Source organism: Rhodopseudomonas infernalis, from assembly GCF_022271405.1.
GTDB classification, from domain to species: domain Bacteria; phylum Pseudomonadota; class Alphaproteobacteria; order Rhizobiales; family Xanthobacteraceae; genus Rhodopseudomonas; species Rhodopseudomonas infernalis.
In genome coordinates this window covers 1-19,198 of record NZ_JAJNAL010000063.1, presented here as the reverse complement: position 1 = coordinate 19,198, position 19,198 = coordinate 1, and the positions used below count along the sequence as shown (strand labels likewise).

Annotated in this window: 15 protein-coding genes; 11 read left to right on the top strand and 4 right to left on the bottom strand. The window is 66.0% G+C overall.

Going from position 1 to position 19,198, the window contains the following annotated elements:
• Positions 1-90: 90 nt before the first annotated feature.
• Genes LPW26_RS24235 through LPW26_RS24225 form a run of 3 tightly spaced genes read right to left on the bottom strand, consistent with a single transcriptional unit; the run spans position 91 to position 4,582 of the window.
• Complete coding sequence (locus LPW26_RS24235; RefSeq protein ID WP_238738322.1) at positions 91-834, bottom strand: response regulator; 744 nt, start codon at positions 832-834, stop codon at positions 91-93.
• Positions 831-2,570, bottom strand: coding sequence for an ATP-binding response regulator (locus tag LPW26_RS24230; protein ID WP_238738321.1), 1,740 nt, complete (start codon positions 2,568-2,570; stop codon positions 831-833). Before LPW26_RS24230 ends, LPW26_RS24235 begins: the two co-directional genes overlap by 4 nt.
• Positions 2,540-4,582 (bottom strand): sensor histidine kinase, encoded by a 2,043-nt coding sequence (locus LPW26_RS24225; protein ID WP_406678222.1) that lies wholly within the window; start codon positions 4,580-4,582, stop codon positions 2,540-2,542. The genes LPW26_RS24230 and LPW26_RS24225 overlap by 31 nt, the downstream gene beginning before the upstream one ends.
• Positions 4,583-4,879: 297 nt before the next feature.
• Between LPW26_RS24225 and ugpB the strand changes: the two genes are divergently transcribed.
• The 7 genes from ugpB (at position 4,880) to LPW26_RS24190 (ending at position 11,851) form a co-directional block, all read left to right on the top strand.
• A complete protein-coding gene (ugpB, locus tag LPW26_RS24220; RefSeq protein WP_238738319.1) occupies positions 4,880-6,163 on the top strand; it encodes a sn-glycerol-3-phosphate ABC transporter substrate-binding protein UgpB in 1,284 nt (427 codons plus the stop codon).
• A gap of 83 nt (positions 6,164-6,246) precedes the next feature.
• Positions 6,247-6,522 (top strand): PilZ domain-containing protein, encoded by a 276-nt coding sequence (locus LPW26_RS24215; RefSeq protein ID WP_238738318.1) that lies wholly within the window; start codon positions 6,247-6,249, stop codon positions 6,520-6,522.
• A 391-nt stretch (positions 6,523-6,913) separates the two neighbouring features.
• Entirely contained in the window at positions 6,914-8,122 is a 1,209-nt protein-coding gene (locus tag LPW26_RS24210) for an ABC transporter substrate-binding protein (RefSeq protein ID WP_238738317.1), read from the top strand.
• Positions 8,123-8,510: 388 nt separating this feature from the next.
• Positions 8,511-9,383: a branched-chain amino acid ABC transporter permease gene (locus LPW26_RS24205; RefSeq protein WP_238738316.1), complete on the top strand. Its 873-nt coding sequence runs from the start codon at positions 8,511-8,513 to the stop codon at positions 9,381-9,383.
• Complete coding sequence (locus tag LPW26_RS24200) at positions 9,383-10,393, top strand: branched-chain amino acid ABC transporter permease (RefSeq protein ID WP_238738315.1); 1,011 nt, start codon at positions 9,383-9,385, stop codon at positions 10,391-10,393. Before LPW26_RS24205 ends, LPW26_RS24200 begins: the two co-directional genes overlap by 1 nt.
• A complete protein-coding gene (locus LPW26_RS24195) occupies positions 10,386-11,144 on the top strand; it encodes an ABC transporter ATP-binding protein (RefSeq protein WP_238738314.1) in 759 nt (252 codons plus the stop codon). Before LPW26_RS24200 ends, LPW26_RS24195 begins: the two co-directional genes overlap by 8 nt.
• A complete protein-coding gene (locus LPW26_RS24190) occupies positions 11,141-11,851 on the top strand; it encodes an ABC transporter ATP-binding protein (protein ID WP_238738313.1) in 711 nt (236 codons plus the stop codon). The genes LPW26_RS24195 and LPW26_RS24190 overlap by 4 nt, the downstream gene beginning before the upstream one ends.
• A 107-nt stretch (positions 11,852-11,958) precedes the next feature.
• On the opposite strand, the gene LPW26_RS24185 is transcribed toward LPW26_RS24190, so the two are convergent.
• A complete protein-coding gene (locus LPW26_RS24185; protein WP_238738312.1) occupies positions 11,959-12,894 on the bottom strand; it encodes a helix-turn-helix transcriptional regulator in 936 nt (311 codons plus the stop codon).
• 125 nt (positions 12,895-13,019) lie between these two features.
• On the opposite strand from LPW26_RS24185, the gene LPW26_RS24180 reads away from it, so the two are divergent.
• The 4 genes from LPW26_RS24180 to boxB all read left to right on the top strand — a co-directional run bounded on the left by LPW26_RS24180 (position 13,020) and on the right by boxB (position 18,959).
• Positions 13,020-14,573 (top strand): benzoate-CoA ligase family protein, encoded by a 1,554-nt coding sequence (locus tag LPW26_RS24180; RefSeq protein ID WP_238738311.1) that lies wholly within the window; start codon positions 13,020-13,022, stop codon positions 14,571-14,573.
• Positions 14,574-14,769: 196 nt separating this feature from the next.
• Entirely contained in the window at positions 14,770-15,606 is an 837-nt protein-coding gene (locus LPW26_RS24175) for an alpha/beta fold hydrolase (RefSeq protein ID WP_238738310.1), read from the top strand.
• Between the two features lie 100 nt (positions 15,607-15,706).
• Complete coding sequence (gene boxC, locus LPW26_RS24170) at positions 15,707-17,395, top strand: 2,3-epoxybenzoyl-CoA dihydrolase (RefSeq protein WP_238738309.1); 1,689 nt, start codon at positions 15,707-15,709, stop codon at positions 17,393-17,395.
• A gap of 112 nt (positions 17,396-17,507) precedes the next feature.
• On the top strand, positions 17,508-18,959 hold the full coding sequence (gene boxB / locus LPW26_RS24165; RefSeq protein WP_238738308.1) for a benzoyl-CoA 2,3-epoxidase subunit BoxB: 1,452 nt from the start codon (positions 17,508-17,510) through the stop codon (positions 18,957-18,959).
• Positions 18,960-19,198 lie beyond the last annotated feature (239 nt).

Here is a 19,198-nt window from a genome sequence, read left to right as displayed (position 1 = left end):
GCGATGGATGGGCGAGTCAAGCCCGCGCATCACGGCGGAATGCGGTGGCGCGCACCGCAACGATCATCGTCTTCACCGCAGCCGCCCCGCTCAGGGCCGCTCGGACGCCGGCGAAAACAGGTAGCCGCCGCCGCGGATGGTGCGGATCACGGCCGGCTTGGTCGGGTCGAGTTCGATCTTGCGCCGGATCCGCATGATCCGCAGATCGACGGCGCGGTCGAAGGCTTCGGCGTCGCGGGCGTTGGCTAGTTCCAGCAGCCGTTCGCGCGACAGAACCCGCTTGGGATTGGCGGCGAACACCTTCAGCAGGCCGAATTCCGAGGCCGTCAGCGGGTGCTCGTTGCCGTCGTCGTCGCGCAGTGACTGGGCCTCGAGGTCGAGCCATTTGGTGCCGAATCTCACCAGCTGCTCGCTCGCCGGCTTGGCCGGCGCCGCGGGGGCGGGCGCCTCGGCCGCCGGCTTCGGCGCGGCGCGGCGCAGGACCGAGCGGATCCGGGCCATCAGTTCGCGCAGCTCGCAGGGCTTGGCGACGTAGTCGTCGGCGCCGAGTTCGAGCCCGACGACGCGGTCGATCGGGCTCGCCGTCGCGGTCAGCATGATCACCGGTACGTTGGTCTTGGCCTTGAGGTCGCGGATGATCGACAGGCCGTCTTCTTCCGGCATGTTGAGATCGAGCACCACGAGATCGGGCACCTTGATGTCGATCTCTGCGCGCAGGCTCTTGCCGCCGTCGCACAGCGTCACGACAAAGCCGTGCATCTTGAGATAGTCGCCGACCATCTCGCGGGCCGGGGCTTCGTCGTCGACGACGATGATGTGCGGGTTCGGACTCATGATACGGGAGGCGCTGCGGGGAGGATGATGGTGAAGGTCGAGCCTTGGCCCGGTCCTTCGCTCTGGGCGCTGACGGTGCCGCCGTGCATGTCGATGATCTTCTTGACGATCGAGAGACCTAGCCCGGTCGAGCTCTCGCCCGCGGTGGGTTTGGCGGACAGCCGCTGGAAGCGGCCGAACAGCCGGCTGAGATCTTCCGGCGACAGGCCGGCGCCTTCGTCGGCGACACGGATCACCGTGGTGCTGGCGTCGCCGTCGACCTGAAGCGAGATTTTGCCGCCGATCGGGCTGTATTTGATGGCGTTGCTGACCAGATTGTCGATCGCCTCGCGGACCCGGTCTGAGTCGCACATCGTCACCCGGGCGGCGGGGATCGACACCGCGATTGCCTGCTGCTTGTTGGTGGCCATCGGCCGGTTGGCCTCCGCGACCTCGGCCACCAGCGCGGCGAGGTCGACCGGCTCGCGGCGGATCGAGATGTCGAAGGCGTCCGCCATCGCGTCGGAGATCAGGTGGTCGACCATCGAGGTCAGCCGCCGCGTCGCCTCACGGATGTGATCGACCTGGGCCAGCACGCTGTCCTTCGAGGAGTCCGCGCCGATCAGCTCGGTGAGCATCTCGGTGCGGCCGAGAATGACGCCGAGCGGATTCTTCAGATCGTGCGCGACCGTGCCGAGGATCTCGTTCTTGAACGCGTTGGCGCGCTGCAGCCGCATCCATTGCGTCGACAGCCGGCGATTGGCCTGGGTCAGCGCCCGGGTGCGCTGCGCGACGCGCTCTTCGAGCTGGGTGTTGGCCTCGTGCAGCTGCCGGTACAGGATCACGTTGTCGAACGCGATCGACAGCCTGGAGCCGAAGATCTCGACCAGCGACCGGTCGGTTTCGGACAGCTCGCGTTCGGCCTGCAGCAGCACCACAACCTCGCGGCCGCTGCCGGTGCGGACATAGAGCACCGTGCGCTGGTCGGCGAATTCGTGCTTGCGGCGGCGGAACGCCTCCTCGACCATCAGCCGCAGATCCCGATCGAGCGGGTTGATACCGATGCAGCCGATGAAGCGGCTGTAGCAGCCCGATCCGGCCAGCACCGAGAAGTCTTCGCCGCTGTCGCGCAGCACCAGGATGCCCGCGCAATCGACGTTGAGCAGCGAGGCGATCTGGGTCAGCACGCCCTCGGCGAGCCGCTGCATCGATTTGAAATCGTACAGCGTCGAGGCGGCGTCGATGATGATTTCGAGGCCGCGCCGCGTCTGCACCATGCGCTCGAGCTGCTGATAGCTGCGCAGCGCCGCGGTCAGTGAGGTGAACAGCTTGTCGGCGGTAAGTTCGGTCTTGGCCTTGTAGTCGTTGATGTCGTAGTCGACGATCACCCGCCGCTCCGGCGCCTGGCCGGGCTGGCCGGTGCGCAGGATGATCCGGACGGTTTCGTTGCGGATCTCGTTGCGGATGTACTCCACCAGATCGAGGCCGGCGGCGTCGGACTCCATGATGACGTCGAGCAGCACCGCTGCGATGTCCGGATGCGCCCGCATCAGCTCGCGACCCTCGGCGCCCGAATAGGCCGACAGGATCTCCAGACCCTGGCCGTTCAGGCTGTAGTCGCTGAGCGCGAAGCGCGTGCCTTCGTGAACCGCTGCATCGTCGTCGATCACCGCGATTTTCCACCGCTTGGCATTCGACGGTTCGGTGACCGGATCGGTATCTTCGATCAGCTGGAGGATATCGTCCTGGTCGGCCATTGCAGATTTCCGTCGATGGGCGTGTCGGCGTCGGTCGGCCCGCCTTTGGCGGTGCGGGGCATGATAATGCGAAAAGTCGTGCCTTGTCCTAATCTTGATTCCAGCATCATGCGGCCACCGAGCTGCTGGGTCACCAGATTGTAAACGATATGCAGCCCGAGCCCGGTGCCGCCTTCGGTGCGGCGGGTGGTGAAGAACGGATCGAACGCCTGGCGTTGCACGTCGGGCGTCATGCCGGCGCCGTTGTCGCCGAACGCGATCTCGACATCGTCGCCGCGCGGTCGGGCGGTGATCGTGATGATGCCGGCGCGGCCGTCCGCGAAGGCGTGGTTGACGGCGTTGAGGAACAGATTGGTCAGGATCTGGCCGTAGGAGCCCGGATAACCGTCGATCACCAGCCCTTCGGGAACGTCGATCGCCAGTTCGATCGGCGCCCGCTTCAGCACCGGCTTGAGGCTGGCAACGATCTGATCTGTGGCCTCGTGGAGATCGAACGGTCGCCGTTCGGCATGCGAGCGGTCGACCGCGACCTGCTTGAACGACTGGATCAGTTCGGCGGCGCGCTGGAGATTGCCGACAAGCTGCTGGGAGGCGTCGCGCGAAGAGCGCACGAATTCCTCGAGTTGCGACCGACGCAGCGGGGTGTCGCCCTTCAGGTCGGCTTCGAACAGCGTCGCCTTGCGGGCAAAGCTCGACGCCACCGTCAGGCTGATGCCGATCGGATTGTTGACCTCGTGCGCCACGCCGGCGACCAGCCCGCCCAGCGCGGCCAGCCGCTCCGCGTCGATCAAATTCTGCTGTGCGGCATTCAGTTCGAGCAGCGCGCTCTCGGCCTTTTCCTTGGAGGCGCGCAGATCGTCCTCGGCCTTGCGCTTGTCGATGGCGTTCTCGCGAAACACCTCGACGGCGCGCGCCATCGCGCCGACCTCGTCGCGGGCCTCGGTTCCGGCGACGCGGCGGTCGTAATCGCCTGACGTGATGGCGCGCATCGCCGACAGCAACTGGTGCAGGGGTTTGCGGATACTGAAGGCGATGATCGTACTGGCGACCAGGATCACGCCGATGAAGATCACCGCGATCCAAAGCACCTTGCGGGAGATGTTGGTGAGGGTGCGGTCGAAGGTCTGCTGCGCCTTCTGTTCGCGCTGCCGCATCTGGACCGACAGCGCGTCGATTGCCCCGATGGTCGAGGCCTGGCTGGCGTCGATCGAATGCCGCAGCAGGTCGCTGCGGCTGGCGAGCTGTTCGGACAGATCCTGCAGGCCGTCGCGCAGCGCCGCGGCGCGCTGCTTCAGCTTCTCCAACGCCATCCGCTGCAGATCGTTGTCGGCGTAGCCGATCATCACCGGCACGGTGCGCTCGATCGTCTCGGTATTGCGCTGCGCGTCTTCGGCGGCCTGCTTGGACAGTGACAGATAATAAGAGTTGGCCGCCACCAGCATCGCGGTGAAGGCCTCGCGCGAGCGGCCGAGCGCCGGCCAGATCGGCGCGTCGCGCCGGCCGGTGGCGCCTTCGATCACCGAATACAGCCCGGCGATGTCGCGCGCCGGCCCCTGCACCCGGTTCTCGTAGGTATCCTTGATTTTGCTCTGCAGCGCGCGCAGATCGCCGAAGCCATTGAGAAAGCGCTCGGTGACGCGCTCCAGCTCGGCAACCGAGCCGGTCAGGATCGGGTCGTTGGCGGCGCGGCTGCTCAGCGTGCCCAGCACCGCCTCGCGCAGCAGCAGGATCTCGGCGAACAGGTCGGGGCTCGGCTGGTTGATGTAGCGATGGATCAGGTTCTGCAGCCGGCTGGTTTCGCTCTCGAGCAGCGCCAGAATCTGATCGGACTCGCGGACCTGGCGGACATCGTCCCAGGCCGAACTCAGCACCCGGGTGCCGCTCCAGATCATGCTGGCCAGGATCAACACCACCAGCGAATTCAGCGCCGCGATCGACAGGATGCGCCAGCGGATCGGGACGGCGCGGACCAGCCGGACGACGCCGGAGCGGCTCGCCAGACCCGCGCGCACGTCGCTGCTGCTGTCCTGGCCAGATGCCGTCGGGTTCAAATCAGTCAGCCTTGCGGAACAGGATCGCTGCGGGTCTGCCGGCCGCAGATGAAGGGATGATGACGAGCGTCACGCCGGCCCAGGCTGCTGTTGAATCTGGCATCGCGGCTCGACTGGACAGCAGCAAGTTCGATCCCATAGAGTTCGTATCCGCGACCGGGGCCGGAGAAGTCCCGCCAATGTAGCAGACCGGCATGGGACATGGCTATCGGGAGTAAGCGGCGGCGGGGGCGAGGTTCAGCCCTGCTGACATGCGTCATGCTGCTTGTGCTCGCGGGCGTGAACCCGGCACGGGCGACGACCGATATTGCCTGGTGGCATGCGATGTCCGGCCAGCTCGGACGCCGCCTCGAAAAGCTCGCTGCCGATTTCAACGCCTCGCAGTCGGACTACCGCGTGGTGCCGACCTATAAGGGCAATTACACCGAGACCGTCACCGCCTCGATCTTCGCCTTCCGCTCGTCGAGCCAGCCGGCGATCGTGCAGGTCAACGAGATCGCCACCGCCACCATGATGGCGGCGCGCGGCGCGGTGTACCCGGTGTACGAATTGATGCGCGAGGAGAACGAGGCGTTCTCGCCGGCGGACTATCTGCCCGCGGTGGCCGGCTACTACGTGGATCTTGCCGGCAACATGCTGTCGTTCCCGTTCAATTCCTCGACGCCGATCCTGTACTACAACAAGGCGCTGTTCCGGAAAGCCGGGCTTGATCCGGAGAAACCGCCCGGCACTTGGCCGGAAGTCGGCGCCGCGGCCGCCAAGCTGGTTGCGGCCGGCGCGGCCTGCGGCTTCACCACGTCCTGGCCGTCCTGGGTCAATGTCGAGAATTTCTCCGCCTATCACGACCTGCCGCTCGCCACCCGCGCCAACGGCCTGGGCGGGCTCGACGCGGAGCTGGTGTTCAACAATCCGGTGCTGGTGAAGCATGTGGCGCAGCTGGCGGAGTGGCAGAAGACCAAAGCGTACGACTATGGCGGCCGCGCCACCGCGGCCGAGCCGCGCTTCCAGCAGGGCGATTGCGGCATCTTCATCGGGTCCTCGGCGACCCGCGCCGACATCATCGCCAATTCGAAATTCGAGGTCGGCTACGGCCGGCTGCCGTATTGGCCGGATGTCGCCGCCGCGCCGCAGAACACCATCATCGGCGGCGCCACGCTGTGGGTGCTGCGCGGTCGTCCGGCGGCGGAGTATAAAGGCGTGGCGAAATTCTTCGCCTATCTGTCGCAGCCGGAGGTGCAGGCCGCCTGGCATCAGGCCACGGGCTATCTGCCGGTGACGCGCGCCGCCTACGAGCTGACCCGGGCGCAGGGCTTCTATGAGCGCAACCCCGGCACCGCGATTTCGATCGAGCAGATGACGCTGAAACCGCCGACCGACAATTCGCGCGGGCTGCGGCTCGGCTCCTTCGTGCTGATCCGCGACGTCATCGAGGATGAACTCGAACAGGCCTTCAGCGGCAGGAAGCCGGCGCAGGCCGCGATCGACTCCGCGGTCGAGCGCGGCAACAAACTGCTGCGCCAGTTCGAAAGAACCCAGCCCTGAGGGCCGATCGGACGGGACGTGCGCCAATCGGGTAGCGCTGGAATTATCGGTGTCGTGTGGTGTTAGTCCCCTGCCGAGCTGCGATGGCCGCCATCGCCGGCAGCAAACGAACGGGCAACAGGGTGGATGACAATCGCAGATCTCCTCGGCACGGCGTCGAGGAACCGGCTCATGTGTCTTTCAACGGCGTCAGCCTCGGCTGCCTGGTGGTGAACCTCTCGGAGGAGGGCGCCGCGCTCGAAGTCGAGCAAGCCGCCTACATCCCGCAGCGTTTCCGCCTGGTGACGTCCTCCGGCGTCCGCGAGTGCCGCCTCGTCTGGATCAAACAAACCCGCATCGGCGTCATGTTCGAAATTTAGAGCGCCCCCCGAGCACAGCGCGCGCCCTCTCCCGCTCGCGGGAGAGCGTTGGGGTAAGGGCGCCCCAAGCGCAGCGCGCTCCCTCTCCCGCTTGCGGGAGAGGGTTGGGGTGAGGGCGCCCCAGGCAGTGAGCTCAACGTGTCGCGGAAAGGAGCGCCCTCACCCGGATCGCAGTCGGGAGAGGTCAAGCCATCCCGCGCCGCCAGCTCCGCATCCTGCCCCCGGCGCTCAAAACCCGCCGTCGACAATCTGCACTATAATTCTTGCCTTCGCGCTGTCCTGAATTATGCTGCCGTCTAAGCTTCGGGACACAGACCGGGCCGGCGGCAGCGCCGGCACCGGCTCACGCCAAAAAACACCGAACAAACAAACACCAAGGGGTAGAAACGCCATGTCCGACATTCGTCCTTTGCCGCCGTTGTCTCGTCGCGCGCTGCTCACCGGCGCGGCGGGCGCCGCCACGCTGGCCACGCTGCCGCGCTTCGCCACGCCGGCGATCGCCCAGGCCGCGCCGCTCAAGGTCGGGTTGATGCTGCCCTACACCGGCACGTTCGCGAAGCTCGGCCAGTTCATCGACGACGGCTTCCGGCTGCGCGTCGAGCAGCTCGGCGGCAAGCTCGGCGGGCGCGAGGTGACGTTCGTGCAGGTCGACGACGAGTCCAAGCCTGAAGCCGCGACCGACAACATGAACAGGCTGGTCGGCCGCGACAAGGTCGACGTGGTGATCGGCACGGTGCATTCCGGCGTCGCGATGGCGATGGTCAAGGTCGCGCGTGACTCCGGCACGATGCTGATCATCCCCAATGCCGGCGCCAATGACGCCACCGGCCCGGCCTGCGCGCCCAACATCTTCCGCACCTCGTTCTCGAACTGGCAGACCACCTTCCCGATGGGCAAGGTGATGGCCGATGCCGGCATCAAGAACGTCGCCACCATCACCTGGAAGTACACCGCCGGCGCCGAGATGGTTGGCGCCTTCGCGGAAAACTTCACCAAGAACGGCGGCAAGATCGTCGAGGATCTGACCTTGCCGTTCCCGCAGGTCGAATTCCAGGCGCTGATCACCCGCATCGCCCAGCTTAAGCCGGACGCGGTGTTCAGCTTCTTCGCCGGCGGCGGCGCGGTGAAGTTCGTCAAGGACTACGCGGCCGCGGGCCTGAACAAATCGATCCCGCTGTACGGCGCAGGCTTCCTCACCGACGGCACCATCGAGGCGCAGGGCGAGGCGGCGAGCGGGATCAAGACCACGCTGCACTACGCCGACAATCTCGACAATCCCGCCAACGTCGCGTTCCTCAAGGCCTTCAAGGCCAAGACCCAGAAGGACGGCGACATCTACGCGGTGCAGGGCTTCGACGCCGCCTCACTGCTCGAGATCGGCCTCGGCGCCGTCAAGGGCGACGCCGCGGCGCGCGACGCGATGATCAAGGCGATGGCGGCGGCGAAGATCGACAGCCCTCGCGGTCCGCTGTCGTTCAACAAGGCCCACAACCCGATCCAGAACATCTACCTCCGCGAAGTCCGCAACGGCCGCAACGAAATGGTCTCGATCGCCCAAAGCGCCGTCGACGATCCGGCGCGCGGCTGCCGGATGACGTGAGCATCAAGCACAGCGTCATGCGCGGGCCCGACCCGCGCAACAAGCACCGTCATTCCGGGGCGCGCGCCCTTCGCGCGCGAACCCGGAATCCAGAAATTGTTACGACGTCCGGAATCGCAGAACGTGTCTGGATTCCGGGTTCGCTCGCTGCGCTCGCGCCCCGGAATGACGAGCGTGGGGAGAGCACTTGTGCGGAGAAGCGGTCGGCTGACCAACAAGCACGTCATTCCGGGGCGCGCCCCTTGGCGCGAACCCGGAATCCAGAAGTTGTTACGACGTCCAGAATCGCAGAACAGCTCGGGATTCCGGGTTCGCGCTACGCGCGCCCCGGAATGACGGACGCGAGGAGAGTGATCGTGCGGAGAAGCGGTAGGGCGCGGATGAAGCCATGGACCTGATCACCTTCGGCGTGCAGCTGCTCAATGCCGTGCAATACGGCATGGTGCTGTTCCTGGTCGCCAGCGGGCTGACGCTAGTGTTCGGCATTCTCGGCGTGATCAACCTCGCGCACGGCGCGTTCTACATGCTGGGCGCGTACCTCGCTTACTGGATCGCGCTGATGACCGGCAACTATCTGGCAGCGCTGGTGGGCGGTGTCGCGATCGCCTTTGTGCTCGGGCTGGCGCTGGAGAGCGTGTTCATCCGCTGGCTGTATGGCCGCGATCATCTGGCGCAGGTGCTGCTGTCGTTCGGGCTGATCCTGGTGATCGACGAGGTGCGGCAAATCCTGTTCGGCAAGGACGTGCATTCCGTCGCGCCGCCCGACTGGCTGTCCGGCTCGATCCAGCTCACCGACAATCTGTCCTATCCGGTGTATCGGCTGGCGATCTGCGTGTTCTGCCTGGCGGTGGCGGCGGTGATCTTCCTCGTCATCACCCGCACCAAGATCGGCATGATCGTGCGCGCCGGCGCCGAGAACCGCGAGATGACGCGGGTGCTCGGCATCGACTACGACAAGGTCAACCGCCTCGTCTTCGCCACCGGCATCGCGCTCGCAGCCCTGGGCGGCATCGTCACCGCGCCGATCTCGACCGTGTATCCCGGCATGGGCGACGGCATGCTGATCCTGAGCTTCGTGGTCGTCGTGCTCGGCGGCATCGGCTCGGTCGCCGGCGCCGCGATCGGTGCGCTGCTGATCGGCTTCACCGACACCTTCGGCAAGGTGTTCTTCCCCAGCGTCTCCGGCATGCTGATCTATCTGCTGATGGCGCTCGTCCTGCTGTGGCGCCCCAACGGCATTTTGGGCCGGCGGGAGGTGTGATGCGCGCGCTGCCCCGCTGGCTGCTCCCGGCGATCTGTCTCATCGTCGCCGTCGCGTTGCCGTTCCTCGTGCCGCAATACTACGTGCAGTTCGCCAGCAAGGTGCTGATCCTCGGCGTGCTGGCGATGGCGCTCAATCTGGTGGTGGGGCAGGGCGGGCTGGTGTCGCTGTGCCATGCGGCCTTCTTCGGGCTCGCCGGCTACGTGCTGGCGCTGATGTCGCCGAAATACGATCCGGCCTCGCTGCTGCTGACGCTGCCGGCCGCCGTCGCGGTGGCGGGTGCTGCCGCGCTGGTGATCGGCGCGCTCGCGCTGCGCACCCGCGGCGTATACTTTATCATGGTGACGCTCGCGTTCGGCGAGATGCTGTTCTATCTGTTTCACGACGCCGATTTCGCCGGCGGCTCCGACGGCGCCTTCATCAACGCCAAGCCGGAGCTGGTGATCGCCGGCCTTCGCCTCCTCGATCTCGACAAGCCATTGGTGTTCTACTTCGCCGTGCTCGCCGTCACGGTCGGCGCGATCGCGCTGCTGACCATGCTGGTGCGCTCGCCGTTCGGCCATGCGCTCGCCGCCGCGCGCGACAACGAGCGCCGCGCCCGCGCGCTCGGCTTTCCGATCTTCCGCATCCGCCTGATCGCCTTTACGATCTCGGGCGCGCTCGCCGGCCTCGCCGGTTACTTCGCGGCGATCCAGTTCGGCTTCGTCGCGCCGCAGATGCTGGGCTGGCATCAATCCGCAGTGGCGCTGGTGATGGTGCTGATCGGCGGCCTCAGCACGGTCACCGGCCCTCTGATCGGCGCGCTGGTGCTGCTCGGGCTCGAAGAGGTGCTGAAGGCGACGTTCGAGCAGTGGAAACTGATCGAAGGCCTGATCGTCATCGCCATTGTGCTGCTGCTGCCGAACGGCGTGCGCCAGATCTGGCCGATGGTGATGGGAGAGCGCACGCCCGCGCGTGATAACAAGCCGGCAACGACTCCCGCCGCTGCGCCGGAGACCGGTCATGCCTGAGACCAGCCTGCGCGCCGAGCGGATCGGCAAACGCTTCGGCGGCCTGCGCGCCGTCGCCGATGTGTCGATCGAGATCAAGCGCGGCGAGATCCACGCGGTGATCGGCCCGAACGGCGCCGGCAAATCGACGCTGATCAATCTGTTGTCCGGCGAACTGATCGCCAGCAGCGGCAAAATCCGGCTCGGCCAAGCTGATATCACCAGCCTCGCGCCGGACAAGCGTGCCCGCGCCGGCATCGGTCGCGCATTCCAGAAGACCACGATCTTCCCGCGCTTCACCGTCCACGAAAACGTCCGCCTCGCCGCACAGGCGCGTTCACGCTCGCCGCTGCGCATGTTCGGCGGCGCCTTCGCCGATCCGGACGTGCAGCGCCGCACCAGTGATGCGATTAGTCGCGCCGGACTCGCCGGTCGCGAGACGATCGTCGCCAATGTGCTCAGCCACGGCGAACAGCGCCAGCTCGAGATCGCCATGGTGCTCGCCACCGATCCGTCGATCATCCTGCTCGACGAGCCACTCGCCGGCATGGGCCAGCTTGAGGCGCGCGGCATCATCGCGCTGATCGCCTCGCTGCGCGAACGCCACGCAGTCTTGATTGTCGAGCACGATATGGACGCGGTGTTCGAACTCGCCGACCGGCTGACGGTGATGCAGGACGGTCAGGTCATTGCCTCAGGTTTGCCACAAGAAGTGCGGCGCCATCCCGCGGTGCGTGCGGCGTATTTGGGTACCCACGGAGACGCCGCATGAGCGCCCTGCTGCAGGCCGAGCGGCTCGAGGCGTTCTACGGCGCCAGCCAGATTCTGCACGGTATCGATCTGACGATCGGCCACGGCGAGCAAATCGCGCTGATCGGCCGCAACGGCATGGGCAAGACGACGTTACTACGCGCGTTGATGGGCCTCGTCCCCTCCTGCCGCGGCCGGCGATTACTCCACGGCGACGACATCGCCGGCGCACAGCCCGATGTCATCGCGCGCCGCGGCGTTGCCTTGGTGCCGGAAGGTCGCGGCGTGTTCGGCGCGCTCACGGTCGTCGAGAATCTCGTCATGGCCGCACGCCCCGGCCGGGATGGCCGTGCGACCTGGACGTTGCCGCGGATCTTCGAGTTGTTTCCAAGGCTCGCGGAACGCCGCGGACATGGCGGCCATCAGCTCTCCGGCGGCGAGCAGCAGATGCTGACGATCGGCCGCGCGCTGATGACCAACCCGGAGTTGCTACTTATCGATGAGGCGACCGAAGGCCTCGCGCCCCTGGTGGCGCAGGAAATTTGGCGCACCCTCGGCGTGATCCGCCGGGAAGGCGTCGCCACCCTCGTGGTCGACAAGGATTTCCGCAGCCTCTCGGCAATCGCCGACCGCATGGTGCTGCTGGCGAAGGGCGTCGTTGTATTCGACGGCCCACCGGCGAAACTGGCCGCGCAGCCGGAGCTGCTGGAGCGGCATTTGGGCGTGTAGCAACGTAGGGTGGGCAAAGGCGCGTAGCGCCGTGCCCACGCGCAAATCGCCGCTCGCGTGGGCACGCTTCGCTTTGCCCACCCTACGACGACGACGTTGAAGCCTAACTACACCACCTCGTCCTTCAACCCGAACGCACAGGCGTCGCGGCACAGCACGGGTGATACCATCGCGATCAGCTTGGCGGCGGCGTCGTCGACGGTCAGATGCGCGGTGTCGAGCACGCCGGAGGCGCGGGCGTAGAGTGGCTCGCGGCTTTGCAGGATGGTGCGTAGTTCCTGCATGGCGGCGCGATCATCGGCCATCGGCCGCAGGTCGCCCTGACCGCGGACTCGCGCCATGTGCTCCTCGGGCTCGGCTTTCAGCCAGATCGTGTAGAACGACGACAGGATCTGATCGAAGGTGATCGCCTCGGAGACGATGCCGCCGCCGGTCGCCAGCACCATCAGCTCCTTGCGGGCGAGGAGTTGCGCCAGCGCCGCCTGCTCCATGCGGCGAAAACCTTCCTGGCCGTACAGCGCGATGATCTCGGCGACGGAAAGTCCGTTCTGCTGTTCGATTTCCTTGTTGAGCTCGACAAAGGCCCAGCCGATCTTGTCGGCGAGAATCCGCCCGAGCGTCGATTTCCCGGCGCCGCGTAGTCCGATCAGCGCTACGCCGTGGAAGGCATTCGCCCGCCGCGCGCCGGCACCGAGCCGGCCCATGCCGGATAGCACGTCCTTGGCGTGCGCGATCTGCACCGGCGTCGCGCGGCGTACCAGATCGCGGATCACCGGCCAGTCGATCGACGGATCGCCCGACGGCAGCAGATCCTCGAGCGGCGTCGCCAACGCATCGGAGACGCGGCGCAGCAGCATGATCGAGACGTTGCCTTTGCCGCCTTCCAGCTGCGCGATGTAACGCTCTGAAATGCCGGAGACTTTGGCCAACACTTTGCGCGACATGCCGCGCAGTCCGCGCAGCGTGCGGACGCGCTGGCCGAGCTCCAGTAGGAAGCCGGCATCGGATTCGTTGGACTCTGGCGTATCGGGAAGTGCGCTCATGCGGCCTGAATCATAGTGCCGAGCAGGATTGACAGCAACCCGGTCTAGTGGCTTCCTATGCACTATAATTCTAATGAACTATAATTCTAATGGGAGGGCGCCATGAACCTTGGCGAGACCGGGCGATGCACGGGATGACCGGGGCTGGGTCGTACAATGCGGTGAGCTGGCTGCTCGACCGCAATGTCGCCGAGGGGCGCGGCGACAAGCTCGCCTACACCGACACGGTGTCCGAACTCAGCTATCGGGCGCTGCAGGCGCAGACCTGCCGGGCCGCCAATCTGCTGCGCCGGCTCGGCCTTCGCCGTGAAGAGCGCGTGGCGATGATCATGCTGGATACGATCGACTTTCCGGTCGTGTTTCTCGGCGCCATCCGCGCCGGCGTCGTACCGGTGCCGCTGAACACGCTGCTGACCGCCGAGCAATATGCCTATGTGCTGGCCGACTGCCGCGCGCGGGTGCTGTTTGTCTCCGAGGCGCTCTATCCGGTGGTGAAGGACATCCTCGCCGGCCTGCCGGACCTCGCGCATGTCGTGGTCTCGGGCCATGACGCCCATGGTCATCTCAAGCTTGCCGACGAACTCGCGGGCGAGAGCGATAGCTTCGAGACGGTGCGGACGCATGCCGAGGAGCCGGCGTTCTGGCTGTATTCGTCCGGTTCGACCGGCATGCCGAAGGGCGTGCGGCATCTGCACGCCAATCTCGCCGCCACCGCCGAGACCTACGCCAAGCAGGTGCTCGGCATCCGCGAGGACGATTTGGTGCTGTCGGCGGCGAAATTGTTCTTCGCCTACGGGCTCGGCAATTCGCTGACCTTTCCGCTGTCGGTCGGCGCCACCACGGTGCTGAACGCCGAGCGGCCGACACCGGCGGTGATGTTCGGCCTGATGCAGCGCTACAATCCGACGATCTTCTGCGGCGTGCCGACGCTGTTCGCCGCAATGCTCAACGATCCGGCGCTGAAGAGCGAGAGTGTCGGCAGCCGCCTGCGGATCTGCACGTCGGCCGGCGAGGCCTTGCCGGAGTCGGTCGGGCTCGCCTGGAAGGCGCGGTTCGGCGCCGACATTCTGGACGGCGTCGGCTCGACCGAGCTGCTGCACATCTTCCTGTCGAATGCGCCGGGCGACATCCAGTACGGCACGTCGGGCCGCCCGGTCCCCGGCTACAAGGTGCGGCTGGTCAACGAAGCCGGCGCGGACGTTGCCGATGGCGACGTCGGCGAACTGCTGGTCGACGCACCGTCCGCCGGCGAGGGCTACTGGAATCAGCGCAGCAAGAGTCGCGCGACGTTCGAGGGCAACTGGACCCGCACCGGCGACAAGTACATCCGCGATGCGGGCGGCCGTTACACCTTCTGCGGCCGCGCCGACGACATGTTCAAGGTGTCGGGCATCTGGGTGTCGCCGTTCGAGGTCGAGAGCGCGCTGATCACGCATCCCGCGGTGCTCGAAGCCGCGGTGGTGCCGGACGCCGATTTCGACGGCCTGCTGAAGCCGCGCGCCTACATCGTGCTGCGCGAAGGCGTCGCCGCGGACGGCCTGTTCGAGCAGCTCAAGGATCACGTCAAACAGAAGGTCGGGCCGTGGAAATATCCACGCTGGATCGAGGTCGTGCAAAGCCTGCCGAAAACCGCCACCGGCAAGATCCAGCGCTTCAAGCTGCGCGAGGGCGGGCAGTGATCCGGTGGGAGGCCCAACGCAGCGATCGCCACAAGCTCCGCCGTCATCCTGAGGCGCCGTCGCGCAGCGACGGCCTCGAAGGATGGGCCACGAGTCGCGTGCGGCCGCATCCTTCGAGGCTCGCCGAAGACGGCGAGCACATCAGGATGACGACTCCGGCGGCGTGGAAAGCAAGTGCGATAAGAAGGCGTTCGTCATGACCATCCTCCAGCCGTCCGGCTATCTCGCCATCGGCGAGCAGCAGCTCGAATATCGCATGATCGGGCCGTCTCCCACGGAGGCGCCGACGCTGGTGTTGCTGCATGAGGGGCTCGGCAGCGTCGGGCTGTGGGGTGACTTTCCCGACAGGCTTGCGGCCGCGACGGGCGCCGGCGTCTTTGTGTATTCGCGGGCCGGCTATGGACAATCGAGCCCGGCCGAGCTGCCGCGCAAGGTCGACTACATGCATCGCGAAGCGCTGGATGTGCTGCCGCGCGTGCTGGGCGCCATCGGCTTTCGCCGCGGCCTGCTGATCGGACATTCCGACGGCGCGTCGATCGCCGCGATCTACGCAGGCGGCGTCCCGGATCATCGCATTCGCGGCGTCACGCTGATGGCGCCGCATTTCGTCGTCGAGGACATCTCGGTTCAGTCGATCGCAGCGATCAAGCAGGCCTACTTGTCGACCGATCTGCGCGCCAAGCTGGCGAAGTGGCACAACGACGTCGACAGCACCTTCCGCGGCTGGAACGACGCCTGGCTCGATCCGGCGTTTCGCGCCTGGGATATCGCCGATCACCTCGCCTACATCCGCGTTCCAGTGCAGATCGTGCAGGGCGCCGACGACCAGTACGGCACACTGCGGCAGATCGAGATCGCCGAGCACGAATGCTATTGCCCGGTCGACACGGTGATCTTGCCGAACACCGGCCACACTCCGCAGCGCGAGGCTCCCGAAGCGACGCTCGCCGCCGTCGCCGAGTTCGCCAATCGGCTGCTGCAAGGCCACGGCGAGGCCGCCCACGGCGAAGTCGCCCACGGGCAAGCCATCTGACGCCCAAGCTGCAACAAAATGCATGTTGGCGGCGGTTGGTGCTGGACGTCTGCTGTATCGTGCATTATAATGCATCTTAACAAGTCTAGGGAGGAGCCGCATGGCCGCGGAGGATCGCGTTCTCGCGAATGGAGCGAGCCGGATCGATTTTCAGACCGATCCGTCGCGCTATCGGCACTGGAAGCTGGCGGTCGACGGCGAGGTGGCAACCCTCACCATGGATGTCGATGAGAACGGCGGGCTGTTCGAGGGCTATCAGCTCAAGCTGAATTCCTACGACCTCGGCGTCGACATCGAGCTCGCCGACGCGATGCAGCGGCTGCGCTTCGAGCATCCGGGCGTGAAGGTGATCGTGCTGCGCTCCGGCAAGAACCGCGTGTTCTGCGCCGGCGCCAACATTCGGATGCTGGCCGGCGCCACCCACGCCCACAAGGTCAATTTCTGCAAATTCACCAACGAAACCCGCAACGGCTTTGAGGATTCTTCCGAGCATTCCGGCCAGCGCAGCATCGCGGTGATTAACGGCACCGCTGCCGGCGGCGGCTATGAGCTGGCGCTGGCGGCCGATCAGATCATCATGGCGGACGATGGCGCCGCCGCCGTGGCGTTGCCGGAAGTGCCGCTGCTCGCAGTGCTGCCCGGCACCGGCGGACTGACGCGCGTCGTCGACAAGCGCAAGGTGCGGCGCGATCGCGCCGATTTCTTCTGCACCATCGAAGAAGGCATCAAGGGCAAGCGCGCCGTGCAGTGGCGCCTCGTCGACGAGATCGCGCCGAACAGCAAGCTCGAAGCCAAGATCGCCGACCGCGTACAGGCTCTCGCCGCGTCGTCGCCACGCAACGCGAGCGGACCGGGCATCATGCTGACGCCGCTCACGCGCAGCTTCGACGAGTCCGGGGCACGCTATCAGTTCGTCAGCGTCGATCTCGACCGCGACGCGCGCATTGCCACGATCTCGATCGCCGGCCCGGAAGCCGCTCCGCCGGCCGATATCGACGGGCTGATCGCGCAGGGCGCATTCTACTGGCCGCTCCAGGTTGCGCGCGAACTCGACGATGCCATCCTGCATCTGCGCATCAACGAACTCGGCATCGCCATGCTGGTGTTCAAGTCGCACGGCGACAGTGCGCAGGTGCTGGCGCACGACGCCTTCCTCGAGGACAACAAGGCGCACTGGCTGGTCAACGAGATCCGACATTACTGGAAGCGCGTGCTGAAGCGCGTCGACGTCACCTCGCGCACGCTGGTGACGCTGGTCGAGCCGGGCTCGTGCTTCGTCGGCACGCTGGCCGAACTCGTGTTCGCCGCCGACCGTTCCTACATGCTGATCGGCACGCGGGAGGGTGATAACCGTCCGGCGCCGATGCTGACGCTGAGCGCGATGAATTTCGGCCCTTATCCGATGAGCCACGGCCTGACGCGTCTGCAGTCGCGCTTCCAGTCCGAGGGCGATGAGTTGGCGCAGGCGCAGGCCAAGATCGGCGAGCCGCTCGACGCCGAGGCGGCCGACGAGCTCGGCCTCGTCACCTTCGCGCTCGACGACATCGACTGGGACGATGAGGTCCGCGTCTTCCTCGAAGAGCGCGCCTCGTTTTCGCCCGACAGCCTCACCGGTATGGAAGCCAATCTGCGCTTCGTCGGTCCCGAGACGATGGAGTCGAAAATCTTCTCGCGTCTCACCGCGTGGCAGAACTGGATCTTCCAGCGCCCCAACGCCGTCGGCGAAGACGGCGCCCTGCGCCGCTACGGCACCGGCCAGAAGGCGCAATACGACATGACGCGAGTCTAGCGAATAGGGAGTAGCGAATAGCGAATAGTTGGAGCCGAATGGCTCGGTTGCCTATTCCCACTCGCTATTCGCTACTCGCCCCTGATCACAGCCAGCCCCAGCGAGCCCGCCCATGAACATGAACATCATGAACGTCGACTACTCGACCAAGATCCCCAACAATGTCGATCTCGCGTCCGATCGCCAGGTGCTGAAGGCGCTGGAGGGCTGGCACCCGGGTTACATCGACTGGTGGAACGACATGGGGCCGGACGGCTTCCAGGAGAAGCTGGTGTATCTGCGCACGGCTTACTCCGTCGATCCGCGCGGCTGGGCGAAGTTCGACTACGTCAAGATGCCGGACTATCGCTGGGGCGTGCTGCTGGCGCCGCAGGAGGAGAACCGCAAGATCCCGTTCGGCGAGCATTATGGCGAGCCGGCCTGGCAGGAAGTCCCCGGCGAATATCGCGCGATGCTGCGCCGGCTGATCGTCATTCAGGGCGACACCGAGCCGGCCTCGGTCGAGCAGCAGCGCCACCTCGGCAAGACCGCGCCGTCGCTCTACGACATGCGTAACCTGTTTCAGGTCAATGTCGAGGAAGGTCGCCATCTGTGGGCGATGGTGTATCTGCTGCAGAAGTACTTCGGTCGCGACGGCCGTGAGGAGGCCGACGATCTCTTGCGCCGCCGCTCCGGCGATGCCGACGCGCCGCGCATGCTCGGTGCCTTCAACGAGGCGACGCCGGACTGGCTGTCGTTCTTCATGTTCACCTACTTCACCGACCGCGACGGCAAGATGCAGCTGCACTCGCTGGCGCAGTCGGGCTTCGATCCGTTGTCGCGCACCTGCCGCTTCATGCTGACCGAAGAAGCGCACCACATGTTTGTCGGCGAGACCGGCATCACCCGCGTCATCCAGCGCACCTGCGATGCGATGCGGGCGGCCGGCATCACCGATCCGGCCGACATCGCAAAAGTCCGAGCGCTCGGCGTCATCGATCTGCCGACGATCCAGAAGAAGCTCAACCTTCACTACACGCTGTCGCTTGACCTGTTCGGTTCGGAAGTGTCGACCAATGCGGCGAACGCCTTCAATTTCGGCATCAAGGGTCGCTATCACGAGACCCAGATCGACGACGATCACCAGCTCAAGAACGCGACCTATCCGGTGTTGAAATTCGTCGACGGCGAGATCAAGCGGGTCGACGAGCCGGCGCTCACCGCGCTCAACATGCGGCTGCGCGACGACTATTCGCAGGACTGCGTCAAGGGCCTGCTGCGCTGGAACAAGGTGATCACGACGGCCGGCTACGACTATCAGTTGACGCTGCCGCACGTCGCTTTCCACCGCGCGATCGGCGAGTTCAAGGACGTCCACGCGACGCCCGAAGGCCTGCTGATCGACGGCGCGACCTGGGCCAAGCGCAAGGACGACTGGCTGCCGTCGACCGACGACGGCGATTTCATCGCCTCGCTGATGCAGCCGGTCAGCGAGCCGGGCGAATACGCCCCCTGGATCTCGCCCCCCAAGGTCGGCATCGACAACAAGCCGGGCGATTTCGAGTATGTGAAGATCGAGACCTGAGCGGGGTGGCTCTCGCGGACTCACTGCCCGCGTCGCCCTCACCCCAACCCTCCCCCGCAAGCGGGGGAGGGAGCTCGCTGCCGTCGGCGCGATTCACCGCCTGATAGCGATAGTTGTGAGACGAGAATACTACCCAATCTAACTAATTTCGCTTGTCTTGTAGAGCGCTACGTCCGCCCCGCCCTCTGCGGGCTCCCTCTCCCGCTTGCGGGAGAGGGTTGGGGTGAGGGCGAGCCGAG